The organism is Yersinia vastinensis, from assembly GCF_902726565.1.
Taxonomy (GTDB): domain Bacteria; phylum Pseudomonadota; class Gammaproteobacteria; order Enterobacterales; family Enterobacteriaceae; genus Yersinia; species Yersinia vastinensis.
This window is the reverse complement of record NZ_CACVAF010000002.1, coordinates 248,141-263,091: the sequence shown is the minus strand read 5'-3', so window position 1 is coordinate 263,091 and position 14,951 is coordinate 248,141. Positions and strand designations below refer to the sequence as shown.

Here is a 14,951-nt window from a genome sequence, read left to right as displayed (position 1 = left end):
AAAGGGAAAGTGGGGGCGCTTGAATTTCAGACAAGAAAAAACCCGATTAGTCTTGAACCTAAGAAGGCGGGACTATCGGGCTCCTCAATATGGGGACATCAAAGAAAAGCAGTGGCATTAATTCAGACCCCAACCTGGTAAGAAAGTTCTGGTCAAATGAAAAAAGTATAAAATAATGTTTAGCTTTCCCCTAAATGCACCTTTTTATGTGTTAGCCCAATATGCCCGGCCAGACAATCACGATTAACGAGCCTGCTAATGTCAACAGTACGTTCGCGATGGCATAAGTTCCTGCGTAACCCAGAGCTGGGATATTACTGCGGGCGGTGTCGCTGATGATATCCATCGCCGGGGCACAGGTACGTGCGCCCATGATTGCGCCAAAAAGCAGGGCGCGGTTCATGCGCAATACATAAGCACCAAAGATGAAGCAGATAACCACCGGCACTAAGCTGACTATCAGGCCGGAAATCAACATTTGCCCACCGACAGCGCCCAAGCTGCTGTTTATACCGCCACCCGCACTTAGCCCGACTCCCGCCATAAAGACCATTAGCCCGAATTCTTTCACCATATTAAGCGCCCCTTGCGGGATATAGCCAAAAGTGGGGTGATTAGCACGTAAAAATCCAAGCATGATACCGGCCATGAGCAGGCCAGCCGCGTTACCAATACCGAAACTGAAATTACTGAATTGGAAGGTAATCAGGCCAATCATTAATCCCAAAATAAAAAATGCGCAGAAGGCCAGCAAGTCGGTAACTTGGCTGTGAATGGAGATGAAGCCGATTTTTTCCGCCACACTTTTTACCCGGCGAGCGTCACCACTGACTTGTAATACATCGCCTTTATTCAACACCACATTGTCATCAATCGGCATTTCAATCTGGCTGCGGATCACACGGTTAAGGAAGCAACCGTGGTCAGTCAGTTTTAAATGGCTAAGTCTTTTACCGACGGCATTACTGTTTTTGACCACAATTTCTTCGGTCACAATGCGCATGTCCAACAGGTCACGGTCAAAGACTTCTTTACCATTGCGAAAGCTCGGATCAAGGCGTGAGTGGGCATCTGGATAACCAACCAGCGAGATTTCATCACCCACTTGCAGTACCGCATCACCATCGGGGTTTGCCAGAATGCCATTGCGGCGAATACGTTCTATATAGCAACCCGTTTGACGATAGATCCCTAATTCACGGAGGTTTTTGCCATCAGCCCAAGCCACTAATTCCGGGCCAACCCGGTAGGCGCGAATAACGGGTAAATAAACTTTACGTTGGCTATCGGTATCAAGACCACGCTCACGAGCAATTTGCTGGGCGCTGGTGGGTAAGTCTTGGTGCTGAAGTTTTGGCAGATAACGCGCACCTAAAATCAGGCTGACCAGCCCGATAAGATAAGTCAGGGCATAACCCAAACTCAGATTGTCTTGAGCATGTTGCAGTGCTGGGTTATTGGCGATGGTATGGCGCAAAGTATCACCCGCCCCCACCAACACCGGGGTTGATGTCATGGAGCCTGCGAGCATCCCGGCGGTTAGACCGATATCCCAGCCAAATAGTTTGCCCAGACCGAGGGCCAAAATCATGGCGCTGCCAACCATGACTAAAGCAAGCATCAGGTAGTTTTTGCCGTCACGGAAGAAAATGGAGAAAAAGTTTGGACCGGCTTCAACGCCGACACAAAAAATAAACAGCATAAAGCCCAGATTCAGTGCTTCTGTATTAATGGTGAAATGCTGTTGTCCAAGCAACAGTGATACCACCAGCACACCGATGGCGTTGCCTAATTGGATAGGGCCGAGCCGCAGTTTTCCTAGGCATAATCCCAGCGCTAAAACTACGAATAACAGCAAGATGTAGTTGCCGTTTAACAAATTTGCGACGTTTATATTCACGAGTATGACTTTCTATTTTGCCCGGATGATGATTTACGATGCACACGCCCCTGAGTGAATGCCAGAGCGACACATATCTTTAAATTCAAAAGTTTTATCGCCAACCAAGAGACAAATATAGGCGACAGCGGGGTTATTCTAATCGGTCTGTTACGAGACAGCCAGTAGTAAGCAGAAAGTTTGGCACAGCCAGATAATTATGCTTGGCTATTTAACCGCCGCGGGCAGATATGCTGTCAATAAAGGGTAGGGGGGCAATAGTGGGGAAATGTTTTACTGTATCGGCTGTCATGGCCGCAATAAAAAAGGGTGTAAAAACACCCTTTATCGGTTCAGACTCGCCAAAATTGACGATAACCCTAATATGGGTATAGATAATTTCGGCTTTTTGCCCGTCAGATTACTGGAATAGGCTCAGATTTTGTTTAGCATAGGCTTCAAAATCAGTACAACCGCCAATGTGTTTTTCATCAATAAAGATTTGTGGCACGGTTTCTACTGGTTTACCCACAGTCTTTTCCAGATCCGCTTTAGTGATACCTTCCGCATGAATATCGATATAGCGGAATTTAAAATCGTCACGTTCAGTTTCCAGTTTCTCTGCCAGTTCTTTGGCACGAACACAGTAAGGACATCCAGGACGCCCGAAAATCACAGCAAACATGTAAAACTCCTTGATTAAATTGAGATAATCACTTCGCCAACAGTTACTGATATATTCAACTGTTAAATGACTTCTAGCGTATTACTCACTCTCACTGGGGTCTACTATGCCCTTTGGCGCAGTGAAAAAAAAGCAGGAATTGCCTGTTATTCTGATTAATCCTACCTATTTGCATCTCGATACTGTTACAAATAGTGGGTATTCAATACACTGGATAAAAGTTGGTACAGAGCTTATCGGAGGTAAAGATGCGCTCGTTAGGAGATATGCCCCGGATTGTGATTATTTCAGAAGCATTGGGGATGCTGTTACTGGTTGTGGCCTATTTGAGTATTAATGACTATTTGTCATTACCAGGCTCAATGGGAACACCGGCGGTTGCCGTGGCGATGATTTTTATCGGAATTGGCCTAATGCTGCCGGCTGCCGCTTATATTGTTTGGCGCGTTGCCAGTGGTTTTGGCCCGCTATTAGGCAGTGCGGATAGAATATCAAAGCCGCAATCCAAGAAAGAGTTAGATGAAGCACGAATCAAAAAGGAAAACAAATCAGAGTAAGGCCATATTGGTCTGTAGTGGGGAGCAAATTAGTCGGGATTGAAGTAGCGCTGTCGGTCAATATTCCGTAAGCTATGGCACTTTTCGTATTGTGAGAATCGTGAGGTAGGTAGTTATGGATTCACTCATCGTCCCGGATTTAGCCTTATTACGGCGTTGGCTGGATCAACTCGGTATCTCATTTTTTGAGTGCGATTCCTGCCAGGCGCTGCATTTGCCGCATATGCAAAATTTTGATGGCGTGTTTGATGCCAAAATCGATTTGGTTGATAACGTCATTTTGTTCTCGGCATTGGCTGAAGTCCGGCCAACTGCATTGATTCCACTCGTGGCGGATCTTAGCCAAATCAACGCCAGTTCGCTGACTGTGAAAGCCTTTATTGATATTCAAGATGATAATCTGCCGAAACTGATTGTCTGCCAGTCATTGACCGTTGAAGTTGGCGTAACTCTCGCTCAATTTGGCTATTTTATGCAACAGAGCGAAGAGCAGATTTCCATGATTATTCTGGAAGCGCGTAGCAATGATTTACTGTTCATTGGGAACGGTGATGATGATGAGCAGCCACAAACCGCTACAGCATACCCCGTTATTCATTAATTTATCCCCATATCAATATTCAGAGTGCTGCTGGTAACCAGTGGCACACTGCCATTCTCCCTGTAAACCATAAGATATTCTGCTTTTTACCCTCCTTTGCCAGATATTTATCGCCGTTTATGCCGTTAGTGGCGCATTACATAGATAAAATATGCATAAAAAATCGATAAAAGGCGTTTTTTACCCTAGAGTCTGGTGCAGATTGCGAAGTGCGGTTATGCTGCTGTTTCTGCAAAGGGCATAATATTTCCCACAAAATTTGTGATTGTTGTTGTTAGGTTCATAATCACTCACCGTGCATAGTCATGCATCGGTATTTGTGGTAATCGCGCTCGGCAGGACAACGGTGTTGTATCCCCTCGGGTACAAATTTAGCGTACGACCTCACCCCCTATTTTGGAGGAGTTAACGGATGTTCACCCAACGTAAAAAGTGGTTATCGGGTGTTGCTGCTGGCCTGTTAATGGCCGCGTCCGTCTCAGCATCCGCTGAGGAAAAAACACTGCACGTTTACAACTGGTCTGATTATATCGCGCCGGACACGCTGGCTAATTTCCAAAAAGAGACCGGCATTAAGGTTGTCTATGATGTGTTTGACTCCAACGAGGTGTTGGAAGGTAAGTTGATGGCAGGGAGTACCGGGTTTGACTTGGTGGTGCCATCAGCCAGTTTCCTTGAACGCCAATTGTCTGCTGGTGTATTTAAGCCGCTCGATAAAAGTAAATTACCTAATGACAAAAATCTCGATCCCGAACTGTTGGCTCTGGTCAGCAAGCATGATCCTGAGAACAAATTCGCTATCCCTTATTTGTGGGCAACGACAGGTATTGGCTATAACGTAGAAAAAGTAAAAGCAGCACTGGGGACTGATGCGCCGGTAAACAGTTGGGATTTGGTACTGAAACCTGAAAATCTTGAAAAACTGAAAAGTTGTGGCGTCTCTTTCCTTGATGCCCCGAGTGAGATTTTTGCTACGGTACTCAATTATCTGGGCAAAGATCCAAACAGTATTCAAGCTGCGGATTACACCGGCCCTGCCACTGATTTACTGCTGAAGTTGCGACCGAATATCCGCTATTTCCACTCGTCACAATATATTAATGATTTGGCCAATGGTGATATCTGTGTTGCGGTAGGTTGGGCAGGTGATGTTATGCAAGCCTCTAACCGCGCTAAAGAAGCTAAAAATGGGGTCAATGTGGCTTACAGCATTCCAAAGGAAGGGGCATTGGCTTTCTTTGATGTGTTTGCGATGCCATCGGATGCTAAAAATCAGGATGAAGCTTATCAGTTCTTGAATTATCTGATGCGCCCTGATGTGATTGCGAATATCAGTAACCACGTATTCTATGCCAATGCCAACAAAGCGGCGACTCCGTTGGTGAACGCAGAAGTGCGTGATAATCCGGGCATTTACCCGCCAGCAGATGTGCGCGCGAAAATGTTTACACTAAAAGTACAAGAGCCGAAGATTGATCGTGTAATCACCCGGGCTTGGACCAAAGTGAAAAGCGGTAAATAAGCCGATGGTGTGAATCAGTCATCTGGCGATGGCTGTTAACCCATTGATAAAAAGTAAAATAGACCATGGTAGGAACAGGGAGTATATCTTCCTGTTCCTGTTTTTTATTGTGCCGCACCTTGAATGCGGCCTGTTCTGCTTTTACGGAGAGCACGCTGAGTGAATGATGTAATTCCCCGCCCGCAGCCAAAATCTCAGAAGGTGTTTACCCCCTTGCTGGAGATTCGTAATTTAACCAAATCATTTGATGGTCAGGCTGCGGTAGATGATGTCAATTTGACCATCTATAAAGGTGAGATTTTTGCGCTGTTGGGGGCGTCAGGCTGTGGGAAATCCACCCTGTTGCGTATGCTGGCCGGTTTTGAGCAGCCGACTCAGGGGCAAATAGTTCTTGATGGGCAGGATTTATCGCACGTACCGCCTTATCAGCGCCCAATCAACATGATGTTTCAGTCTTATGCACTATTCCCACATATGACTGTTGAGCAAAATATCGCGTTTGGTTTGAAGCAGGATAAATTACCGACTGATGAAATTAAAAGCCGGGTAGCAGAGATGCTAACACTGGTGCACATGCAAGAGTTTGCCAAACGTAAACCGCACCAGTTATCTGGTGGTCAGCGCCAGCGAGTGGCTTTGGCGCGCAGTCTGGCCAAACGGCCAAAGCTGCTGCTGTTGGATGAGCCAATGGGGGCATTAGATAAAAAGCTGCGCGACCGCATGCAACTGGAAGTTGTGGATATTCTGGAGCGGGTAGGCGCGACTTGCGTCATGGTGACCCATGATCAGGAAGAAGCGATGACCATGGCTGGGCGCATTGCCATTATGAATCGTGGCAAGTTTGTACAAATTGGCGAACCTGAAGAGATTTATGAGCATCCAAACAGCAGATTCAGTGCTGAATTTATCGGCTCGGTGAATGTGTTTGAAGGCGTGCTAAAAGAACGTATGGATGAGGCGCTGATCATTGATAGCCCCGGTTTACGCCATCCGTTAAAAGTGGATTCTGATGCTTCGGTGGTTGACGGTGTCCCGGTCTTCGTTGCACTGCGCCCTGAAAAGGTCATGCTGTGTGAGCAGGTGCCGGAAGATGGGTGTAACTTTGCGGTGGGTGAAGTGGTGCATATTGCCTATCTGGGTGATTTGTCTATCTACCACGTAAAACTACACAGTGGGCAGATGCTCAGCGCGCAACTCCAGAATGGCCACCGTTACCGTAAAGGGATGCCAACCTGGGGTGATGAAGTGCAACTTTGCTGGGATGCTGATAGCTGCGTGGTGTTGGGAGCTTAATATTGTGATACCAGAATCTACCCGTGGAGCCGCAGAGCCACCGGCCCGAACCGTCGGGCCACTCAAGGCGCTGATACAACGTTTCCAGATGTTGCATGGCCGCAAGGTGGTCATTGCGATGCCTTATTTGTGGCTATTCCTGCTGTTTATGTTGCCATTTCTGATTGTGTTTAAAATCAGTCTAGCGGAAATGGCGCGTGCAGTTCCTCCTTATACTGATCTGGTGACCTGGCTTGACGGTAAGTTGGATATCTCGCTCAATTTGGGCAACTATCTGCAACTGCTTGATGATCCACTGTACATCGATGCCTACTTGCAATCACTCCAAGTGGCGGCGGTGTCGACGCTGTGCTGTTTGATTATTGGTTATCCATTGGCTTGGGCGATCGCCCACAGTAAATCATCCACACGCAATATCTTATTGTTGCTGGTTATCCTGCCATCATGGACATCATTCCTGATTCGGGTTTATGCCTGGATGGGCATTTTGAAAAATAACGGCATTCTAAACAACTTCCTGATGTGGGCTGGAGTTATTGATCAACCATTGGTCATTCTGCATACCAATTTGGCGGTATACATTGGTGTGGTCTATTCCTATCTGCCTTTTATGGTATTGCCTATCTATACCGCATTGACCCGGCTGGATTACTCATTGGTTGAAGCCGCGCTGGACTTAGGGGCCAAACCATTTAAAACCTTTGTCAGTGTGATTGTGCCGTTGACCAAAGGTGGGATAGTGGCCGGATCTATGCTGGTCTTTATTCCAGCCGTCGGTGAGTTTGTTATTCCTGAACTGCTCGGAGGGCCAGATAGCATCATGATTGGCCGTATTTTGTGGCAGGAATTCTTCAATAACCGCGACTGGCCGGTGGCCTCTGCGGTCGCGACTGTCATGCTGGTATTGCTGATTGCGCCAATACTCTGGTTCCATAAGCACCAGAATAAAGAGATAGGAGGCTCGGTATGAATAACCTGCCGGAAGTGCGTTCGGTTTGGCGCCGGGCTATTTTGATTGTCGGCTATACATTCTTGTATGCACCAATGCTGATGTTGGTTATCTACTCATTTAACAGTTCAAAGCTAGTCACTGTATGGGCGGGATGGTCAACACGTTGGTATACCGAGCTTTTTAATGACTCGGCGATGATATCAGCCGTCGGATTAAGTCTAACTATCGCAGCGGCCTCTGCCACGATGGCGGTGGTACTGGGGACGATAGCCGCAGTCGTTATGGTGCGTTTCGGGCGTTTTCGAGGATCCACTGGTTTTGCTTTTATGCTGACAGCCCCACTGGTGATGCCCGATGTTATCACCGGCTTGTCTCTATTATTGCTGTTCGTGGCGATGGGCCACGCGATTGGCTGGCCAGCGGAACGCGGGATGTTCACTATCTGGTTGGCTCATGTGACTTTCTGTACCGCCTATGTGACGGTGGTGATTAGCTCTCGTTTGCGCGAGTTGGACCGCTCAATTGAAGAAGCCGCAATGGATCTAGGGGCGACACCATTGAAAGTCTTTTTTGTGATTACTGTACCGATGATAGCGCCGGCGTTAATTTCCGGTTGGTTGTTAGCCTTTACTTTATCACTGGATGATTTGGTCATCGCCAGTTTCGTGGCCGGGCCGGGGGCGACAACCTTGCCGATGCTGGTGTTCTCCAGTGTCCGTATGGGGGTTAACCCAGAAATAAATGCGCTGGCGACGCTTATCTTACTGGTGGTTGGGATTATCGGCTTAATTGCGTGGTGGTTTATGTCTCGTTCGGAAAAACAGCGGTTACGCGAATTACGTAAAGCTGCCCGTAGCTGATTAGCCTGAAAACTGTTAGTCTTTCATCATCTTCTGACGCCGTGTAAAAACGGCGTTATTGTCAGGGATAACATTAGGTTGCAAAACCCTAACAGGGAGACAGACAGGGCAATATGAGATCGTTATTTTCATCCCCAGCGTTTTCATCTGCAGCCACCACTCCTGTGCCGGTATTAATTGCCGGAACGGCCATTATTGCTACCCGTATTCTCGGGGTATTGTTGTTAGTTGCCGAACTGGGTTGGCGTGGTACTGGCAGCTTTATTCATGAAAGCCTGCAAAGCTGGGATTCTGGTCTGGTCTTTGTTATCAGTATATTACTGCTGCTACTGGAAATTGTGTGTGGCGTTGCGGTGTGTCTGCGGCAAAACTGGGCGCGTTGGTTTTATCTGGTTTGCCAATTACTTGTCATTATCTATTTGTTAATGGTCTCACTGGATTGGTTAACGTTGGATGTGGATGTTTTCCGCGTTGATGGGGATACCAGCGCTGAAATTTTGCATAGTCTGCTGTTACAGAAAATCCCGGATGCAGTGATTATCGGTTTGTTATTTTTCCCTTGGCACCGCTATTCCCGCGCGTCAAAATGAGTGTTTAGCGTTACACAGTGCTACAATCCGTCCCCACCAACAGCCTCGGCTGAAAATTATTCAACGTCTCAGATTATAACGGTTAATTATTAATGCATTGCGCACAGTATACGGCGGGTCGCTGCCGTTCCTGTCAGTGGCTGGAGAAACCTTATTCTCAGCAACTGGCCGACAAACAACATCATTTGGACAGCTTATTATCCGGTCACGCCGTAGCTCAATGGCTTGAGCCGGTTTTTGGTCGTGAAAGTGCTTTTCGTAATAAAGCGAAAATGGTGGTCAGTGGCAGTGTCGAGCGCCCGCTATTGGGGATGTTGCATCGTGACGGTAGTGCCGTTGATTTATGCGATTGTCCACTTTATCCAGCCAGTTTCGCCCCCGTTTTTACGGTGCTTAAAACCTTTATCGCCCGCGCGGGGTTGACGCCCTATAACGTTGCCCGTAAGCGCGGTGAGCTGAAATTCCTGCTATTGACTGAAAGTACGTATAGCGGTGAGTTAATGCTGCGCTTTGTGTTGCGCTCTGAAACGAAATTGGCGCAACTGCGGGCGGCTTTGCCGTGGTTGCAGCAACAATTGCCTCAACTGGCGGTTATCTCGGCCAATATTCAGCCAGTCCATATGGCAATTTTGGAAGGAGAGCAAGAGATTGCATTAACGGAGCAGCAGGCGCTACCGGAGTTATTCAATCAAGTGCCGCTATTTATCCGCCCACAAAGTTTTTTCCAGACCAATCCGCAGATGGCTGCCTCACTGTATGCCACAGCGCGTCAATGGGTGCGTGAGCTAAATATTGAGAGCATGTGGGATTTATTCTGTGGGGTAGGAGGCTTTGGTTTGCACTGTGCCGATGCCAACACTCGGTTGACGGGCATCGAAATTAGTGCCGAGGCCATTGCCTGTGCACAGCAGTCAGCGAATCATTTGGGGCTAAAGAATGTCAATTTTGCCGCGCTCGATTCAACCCGTTTTGCAACCAGTGAGGCTCAAGTGCCCCAGTTGGTTTTGGTCAACCCGCCGCGCCGAGGAATTGGTACTGAATTGTGCTGTTATCTCAGCCAGATGGCGCCTAAATTTATTCTCTATTCAAGCTGTAATGCACAAACGATGGTAAAAGATATTGGCCAGTTAACGGATTATCGTATTGAACGGGTTCAGTTGTTCGATATGTTCCCGCACACCAGCCATTATGAAGTGCTGACCCTACTGGCCTTTCGCCCTTAAAGCCGCAGGAGGAGCTGTGCTCACTTACCCGAATCACTTACCTGAGTAAGTTTTACGGGATAAGTTCGCTGGCCACCTACCTGCAACACCAATGACGTTGGATAAGTGTTTCAAAAGAGGAATCAGTTAGGGAACCATTTATCATTGATGGCTTTATACGTCCCATCTGCTTTCACTGCATCAATTGCTTTATTCAATTTTTCTAACAACACGGTGTTATCAGGGCGCACGGCGATACCCAAGCCAGTACCGAAGTATTGCGGATCCGTCACATGCTCACCCACGGATGCCAGATTCGGGTTGGTTTTCAGCCACTCATTTACAACGGCTGTGTCACCGAACACCCCATCAATACGGCCATTTTTCAGATCGATAATCGCATTTTGGTAGCTGTCATAAGCCACTGTTTGAATTTCAGGGTGCTTATCTTGCAAGTATTTCTGATGCGTGGTGCCATTTTCCATACCGATCTTTTTACCTTTCAGGTCAGCAATAGAACTGAATTTACCTTTCGTAGCGATGACAATGGCAGAGTTAGCATAGTAAGGCTGGGTAAATGCCACTTGCTTGCTACGTTCAGGCGTGATGTCCATACCGGAAATCACGGCATCGTAACGTTTGAATTTAAGCGCCGGAATCAAACTATCAAAAGCCTGATTGGTGAAAGTACAGTTGGCTTCCATCTGTTTGCATAATGCTTTTGCCAAATCCATATCGAATCCGACAATTTCGTTATCGGCACCGATAGATTCGAAAGGAGGGTAGGTTGCTGACGCGGCAAAACGGATGGTGTCTGCGGCAGTTGCGCTAAAAACCATACCACTTAAGATTGATGCCAATAGTAACTTTTTCATGCTTAAACTCCTGTCTGAATTTTTTTAATAGAATATGCTGTTAGTTATTGATTTTATTATTTCTGGTGATGCTTTATCGCGATTTATTCGGATGATTGATGGTATTTACATTGCCATTTTATGAATTTATATGCAAGTAATGTGATTAAAAATTTAGTTTTTATTTTTGTGATAAAAGAAGAGGGAGATATTTTGATGGATATTCATTTAGGTGTTCGGTTCGGTTGTTAAAGCTCTACTGCTCACTTAATCTCGGATGAACCAACCGCCAAAGGGTGTGAGCGCACACCCTTGTGGAATCCCACGCTTGCGCGAATATTGCCCTGCGGGTAAACCTCCGGCGTCTCTCGGGCTTAACGAGCCAGCGCGATGGGCATCATGGCCCGCTCACTCTACCCGCTATCCTTGTCGGCAATATTCCTGATTGCGCTTAACAACAAAGTCCAAAAACCCTGGTTTGTAGGTTTCGATGTTAAAAGCACATTTGAGCAGCCGAGTGACGAGATCAGGCAAGGAAAATGGGCAGGACGCCCGTTTTAGGCGCCGCGCGGAGGGGCCCGCGTAAAGCCGTCTGCCAGCCGAAACGATGAATGAGAGGACCCACGGAGTGGGTTAGCGATACGTGCGTAGGCGCAGGATTGTCAAGGGTGTGCGCCAACACACCCTTAACCGGTTGAGGCGATGGAGATTAGGTGAGCAGTAAAACTTTAACAACCGAGCTGAGCACCTAGTTCAAGCAAAACCATGAGGAAAAGCGCCCCACTAATTACGCCGCTCAAATGCCAATGCTCTGCGCTCCACCAACCGCATCAACAAGGTCAGTAAACCATTTACACACAGGTAAACTATCCCCGCCGCGCCAAATACCATCACGTCATAGGTCCGGCCATACATCAATTGGCTGTAACCCATAACTTCCATCAATGTGATGGTGTAAGCCAGTGAGGTACTTTTGAACACCAAGACCACTTCGTTGGAATAGGAGGATAATGCGCGCTTAAAGGCGAAGGGCAGCAAAATACGCAATGATTGTGCCTTCGACATCCCCAGTGCTTCGCAGGATTGCCACTGACCCGCAGGAATGGCTCGGACAGCACCATAGAACAACTGAGTTGTATAGGCCGCGCTGTTCAATGCCAACGCAATCATTGCACACAGCCATGGTTGCGATAGCAGACTCCATAACCACGGATATTCACGGATAGCGGGGAATTGCCCTGGTCCGTAGTAGATCAAAAAGATCTGCACCAGCAACGGAGTGCCAGTGAACAGCGTGATATAAATTTTGACCAGCGGTGTGATGATGGGGGTTTTTAGTGTCAGCACAATGGTAAATAGCAGCGACAACACTAAAGCCACCAACAAGGAGGCGATGGTCAACGTCAGACTGGTGTGCAGCCCTTTGAGGATCTCGGGTAAATATTCCAACATCAGGATGCGCTCCGTTCGAAACGGGTGGTACGAAGCTCAATCCATTTGAGCACATACTGACTCAGCAGGGTCACCACCAGATAGATCGCCGCGGCAATCATATACCAAGTGAAAGGTTCCTGAGTTCGGGTGGCAATGCTTTTGGTTTGCAGCATTAAGTCATTGACACTGATCAGCGACACTAATGCGGTATCTTTGAGCAGCACCAGCCATTGGTTGCCTAAGCCGGGTAAGGCATGACGCCACATCTGCGGCATGATCAGACGGAAGAAAATAGCCGCCTGACCTAATCCCAGCGCCTGGCCTGATTCCCATTGCCCAACGGGCACCGCTTTCAGAGCGCCGCGTAAGGTTTGTGAAGCATAAGCCGAATAAAGCAGGGCTAAGGCGATAACACCGCACAAGAACGGACTGACCTCGAAATCATCGATATTGAGCTTAATAGGTAGCTCAAACAGGTAGAGATTTAGAGTGAAGCCGTCAGATAGCATCATCAAGAGCTGAGAGGAGCCAAAATAGATAAACAGGACCACCAGTATCTCTGGTAGCCCGCGCAAAATGGTAACCCAGCCGGTGGTCAGGTAGCTGACCACTTTCCAACGCGATGATTCACAGACGGCAAACAGCATCGCCAGAACCAGACCGAGGGCTAGGGCACAAACGGCAAGGCCGACGGTCATGCCGGCGGCGCTTGCTAAAGGTTGAAATTCATTCATGGGTGCTTAAATTACTGCTGGAACCATTTTTTGTAGATTGTCTGATAGGTGCCATCTGCTTTAACTTTCGCCAGTGCAGCATCTAACTTACCCTGTAATTCGGTGTTGTTTTGACGAACCGCAATACCTAAACCAGTACCGAAATAGTTAGCGTCAGTCACTTTGTCACCCACCGCAACCAGTTGGTCATTCTGCTTAAGCCACTCATTGACCACGGCAGTATCACCAAACACAGCATCCAGACGGCCATTTTTCAGATCAAGAATGGCATTCTGATAGCTGTCATAAGGCACTGCGGTAATTTCAGGGTGTTTCTCCATCAAGAATTTCTGATGAGTGGAACCATTTTGCATACCTACGCGCTTGCCTTTCAGCGCAGCCATGTCAGCAACTTTGCCTTTCTCTGCAATAAACAGTGCGGAGTTTTCATAGTAAGGTTGGGTGAAAGCCACTTGTTTTTGGCGCTCTGGGGTGATGTCCATCCCAGAGATAACCGCATCAAAACGTTTGAATTTCAGGCTTGGGATCAAGCTGTCAAAGGCTTGATTGGTAAAAGTACATTCGGCTTGCATCTCTTTACACAGCGCATTAGCCAGATCGATATCAAAGCCCTGCATTTTATTATTAGCATCAATAAATTCGAATGGCGGGTAAGTTGCTTCAGCAGCGAAACGGATAGTTTCAGCGGCAGAGGCAGACAAACTGATACTGGCGAGGACTGCAGCAATTATTAATTTTTTCATCGCAAATTCCCAAATAGATATCAATGTGACAGATAGCTGGCAAAAGCTTCAGTTGTTGGTTGTGTAAAGTGGCTGGCATCGCCTTGTTCCACTACGTGACCATTTTCCATATAAACCACGCGGCTGGCCGTTTTGCGGGCTACTTCCACCTCATGGGTAACAATCACCTGAGTGATGCCCGTTCCGGCCAATTCACGGATGATACTGACGATTTGCGCGGTAATTTCTGGGTCAAGTGCCGCGGTGGGTTCGTCAAAAAGCAAAACCTGTGGCTCCATCATCAATGCACGGGCAATCGCCACACGCTGTTGCTGACCACCAGAAAGGTGCAAGGGGAAGCGATCGGCAAAATCAGTCAAACGCAGACGCGTCAGTAACTTTTGCGCACGTGCCATGGCTTCATCTTTTGACAAACCCAGCACACGGCAGGGGGCTTCAATCAGATTTTGTACCACTGACAGATGCGGCCAAAGATTATATTGCTGGAAGACCATACCTACATTCTGACGCAATTCGCGAATAGCTTTTGCGCCCGGAGCTTGAGTAAAGTCGAAGTGATTTCCAGCGATCTGCAAGGTGCCTGAACGAGGCATTTCCAGCAGATTAAGGACTCGCAGCAATGAGCTTTTACCGGCGCCACTTGGCCCTAATAGCACTAAGGTCTCGCCCGCAGGGCAATCCAATGTAATGTCGAACAGCGCCTGATGCACGCCGTAGTAACAGTTAATTCCGTTAAGTTGAATACTCATGCGCCAAATCTGAATAGCCAATGATGCGGTGAATGGTAACTTCCGCGGCATACTTATGCAATCTTTGTGCGTTAAAATTTATTAATAACCCGTGTTACAGCGGTATAGCAGCATAACATTTGGATTTGAATGCTATCCAAGGGAATTTGTCATGCGATGAATAAATCTGACAGAGTATCCGCAGTGTGGGCTAAAAAATAACCAAAATAAGTTTATTCTTATAAATCAATACGTACCGGTTTGATGGAATAAAACCGGTACAATTTTATGTTCGTTATCTTTTAAGCGGCGGAGGT

General features: G+C 47.4%; 15 protein-coding genes. 8 read left to right on the top strand and 7 right to left on the bottom strand.

Annotated features, from left to right (window positions below; translation table 11 throughout):
• Positions 1 to 211: 211 nt before the first annotated feature.
• Together HUZ92_RS03885 and HUZ92_RS03880 are read right to left on the bottom strand one after the other, a co-directional pair.
• Positions 212 to 1,900, bottom strand: a complete 1,689-nt coding sequence (locus HUZ92_RS03885; protein WP_050077825.1) for an aspartate:alanine antiporter — start codon at positions 1,898 to 1,900, stop codon at positions 212 to 214.
• 400 nt (positions 1,901 to 2,300) lie between these two features.
• Entirely contained in the window at positions 2,301 to 2,564 is a 264-nt protein-coding gene (locus HUZ92_RS03880) for a GrxA family glutaredoxin (RefSeq protein WP_004710767.1), read from the bottom strand.
• Between the two features lie 248 nt (positions 2,565 to 2,812).
• Between HUZ92_RS03880 and HUZ92_RS03875 the strand changes: the two genes are divergently transcribed.
• From HUZ92_RS03875 to rlmC, 8 genes are all read left to right on the top strand, one after another.
• Positions 2,813 to 3,121 (top strand): YbjC family protein, encoded by a 309-nt coding sequence (locus tag HUZ92_RS03875; protein WP_050097076.1) that lies wholly within the window; start codon positions 2,813 to 2,815, stop codon positions 3,119 to 3,121.
• Between the two features lie 115 nt (positions 3,122 to 3,236).
• The gene (locus HUZ92_RS03870) at positions 3,237 to 3,722 is read left to right on the top strand and encodes a type III secretion system chaperone family protein (RefSeq protein ID WP_050097077.1); all 486 of its coding nucleotides are present in this window, start codon (positions 3,237 to 3,239) and stop codon (positions 3,720 to 3,722) included.
• A 412-nt stretch (positions 3,723 to 4,134) separates the two neighbouring features.
• Entirely contained in the window at positions 4,135 to 5,244 is a 1,110-nt protein-coding gene (gene potF, locus HUZ92_RS03865) for a spermidine/putrescine ABC transporter substrate-binding protein PotF (RefSeq protein ID WP_050097078.1), read from the top strand.
• 159 nt (positions 5,245 to 5,403) lie between these two features.
• The gene (gene potG / locus HUZ92_RS03860) at positions 5,404 to 6,537 is read left to right on the top strand and encodes a putrescine ABC transporter ATP-binding subunit PotG (RefSeq protein WP_050097079.1); all 1,134 of its coding nucleotides are present in this window, start codon (positions 5,404 to 5,406) and stop codon (positions 6,535 to 6,537) included.
• Between the two features lie 4 nt (positions 6,538 to 6,541).
• Positions 6,542 to 7,507, top strand: coding sequence for a putrescine ABC transporter permease PotH (potH, locus tag HUZ92_RS03855; protein ID WP_050097735.1), 966 nt, complete (start codon positions 6,542 to 6,544; stop codon positions 7,505 to 7,507).
• Entirely contained in the window at positions 7,504 to 8,349 is an 846-nt protein-coding gene (gene potI, locus HUZ92_RS03850) for a putrescine ABC transporter permease PotI (RefSeq protein WP_050295315.1), read from the top strand. The genes potH and potI overlap by 4 nt, the downstream gene beginning before the upstream one ends.
• Before the next feature lie 113 nt (positions 8,350 to 8,462).
• Positions 8,463 to 8,939: a YbjO family protein gene (locus HUZ92_RS03845; RefSeq protein WP_050097081.1), complete on the top strand. Its 477-nt coding sequence runs from the start codon at positions 8,463 to 8,465 to the stop codon at positions 8,937 to 8,939.
• Between the two features lie 92 nt (positions 8,940 to 9,031).
• The gene (gene rlmC / locus HUZ92_RS03840) at positions 9,032 to 10,162 is read left to right on the top strand and encodes a 23S rRNA (uracil(747)-C(5))-methyltransferase RlmC (protein WP_050139717.1); all 1,131 of its coding nucleotides are present in this window, start codon (positions 9,032 to 9,034) and stop codon (positions 10,160 to 10,162) included.
• Positions 10,163 to 10,284: 122 nt separating this feature from the next.
• Here the strand turns inward: rlmC and HUZ92_RS03835 are convergent, their stop codons facing one another.
• From HUZ92_RS03835 to artP, 5 genes are all read right to left on the bottom strand, one after another.
• A complete protein-coding gene (locus HUZ92_RS03835) occupies positions 10,285 to 11,016 on the bottom strand; it encodes an arginine ABC transporter substrate-binding protein (RefSeq protein WP_050097083.1) in 732 nt (243 codons plus the stop codon).
• A 762-nt stretch (positions 11,017 to 11,778) separates the two neighbouring features.
• Positions 11,779 to 12,447, bottom strand: a complete 669-nt coding sequence (artM, locus tag HUZ92_RS03830) for an arginine ABC transporter permease ArtM (RefSeq protein ID WP_050097084.1) — start codon at positions 12,445 to 12,447, stop codon at positions 11,779 to 11,781.
• Positions 12,447 to 13,163 (bottom strand): arginine ABC transporter permease ArtQ, encoded by a 717-nt coding sequence (artQ, locus tag HUZ92_RS03825; RefSeq protein ID WP_145579987.1) that lies wholly within the window; start codon positions 13,161 to 13,163, stop codon positions 12,447 to 12,449. The genes artM and artQ overlap by 1 nt, the downstream gene beginning before the upstream one ends.
• 11 nt (positions 13,164 to 13,174) lie before the next feature.
• On the bottom strand, positions 13,175 to 13,906 hold the full coding sequence (gene artJ / locus HUZ92_RS03820; RefSeq protein ID WP_050097086.1) for an arginine ABC transporter substrate-binding protein: 732 nt from the start codon (positions 13,904 to 13,906) through the stop codon (positions 13,175 to 13,177).
• Positions 13,907 to 13,926: 20 nt separating this feature from the next.
• A complete protein-coding gene (gene artP / locus HUZ92_RS03815) occupies positions 13,927 to 14,655 on the bottom strand; it encodes an arginine ABC transporter ATP-binding protein ArtP (protein ID WP_042839384.1) in 729 nt (242 codons plus the stop codon).
• Positions 14,656 to 14,951 lie beyond the last annotated feature (296 nt).

Bases quoted from the DNA above. Each gene is read 5' to 3' on its own strand.
- HUZ92_RS03880 (WP_004710767.1), bottom strand. From the start codon at position 2,564: ATGTTTGCTGTGATTTTCGGGCGTCCTGGATGTCCTTACTGTGTTCGT.
- HUZ92_RS03875 (WP_050097076.1), top strand. From the start codon at position 2,813: ATGCGCTCGTTAGGAGATATGCCCCGGATTGTGATTATTTCAGAAGCA.
- HUZ92_RS03870 (WP_050097077.1), top strand. From the start codon at position 3,237: ATGGATTCACTCATCGTCCCGGATTTAGCCTTATTACGGCGTTGGCTG.
- potF (WP_050097078.1), top strand. From the start codon at position 4,135: ATGTTCACCCAACGTAAAAAGTGGTTATCGGGTGTTGCTGCTGGCCTG.
- potI (WP_050295315.1), top strand. From the start codon at position 7,504: ATGAATAACCTGCCGGAAGTGCGTTCGGTTTGGCGCCGGGCTATTTTG.
- HUZ92_RS03845 (WP_050097081.1), top strand. From the start codon at position 8,463: ATGAGATCGTTATTTTCATCCCCAGCGTTTTCATCTGCAGCCACCACT.
- rlmC (WP_050139717.1), top strand. From the start codon at position 9,032: ATGCATTGCGCACAGTATACGGCGGGTCGCTGCCGTTCCTGTCAGTGG.
- HUZ92_RS03835 (WP_050097083.1), bottom strand. From the start codon at position 11,016: ATGAAAAAGTTACTATTGGCATCAATCTTAAGTGGTATGGTTTTTAGC.
- artM (WP_050097084.1), bottom strand. From the start codon at position 12,447: ATGTTGGAATATTTACCCGAGATCCTCAAAGGGCTGCACACCAGTCTG.
- artQ (WP_145579987.1), bottom strand. From the start codon at position 13,163: ATGAATGAATTTCAACCTTTAGCAAGCGCCGCCGGCATGACCGTCGGC.
- artJ (WP_050097086.1), bottom strand. From the start codon at position 13,906: ATGAAAAAATTAATAATTGCTGCAGTCCTCGCCAGTATCAGTTTGTCT.
- artP (WP_042839384.1), bottom strand. From the start codon at position 14,655: ATGAGTATTCAACTTAACGGAATTAACTGTTACTACGGCGTGCATCAG.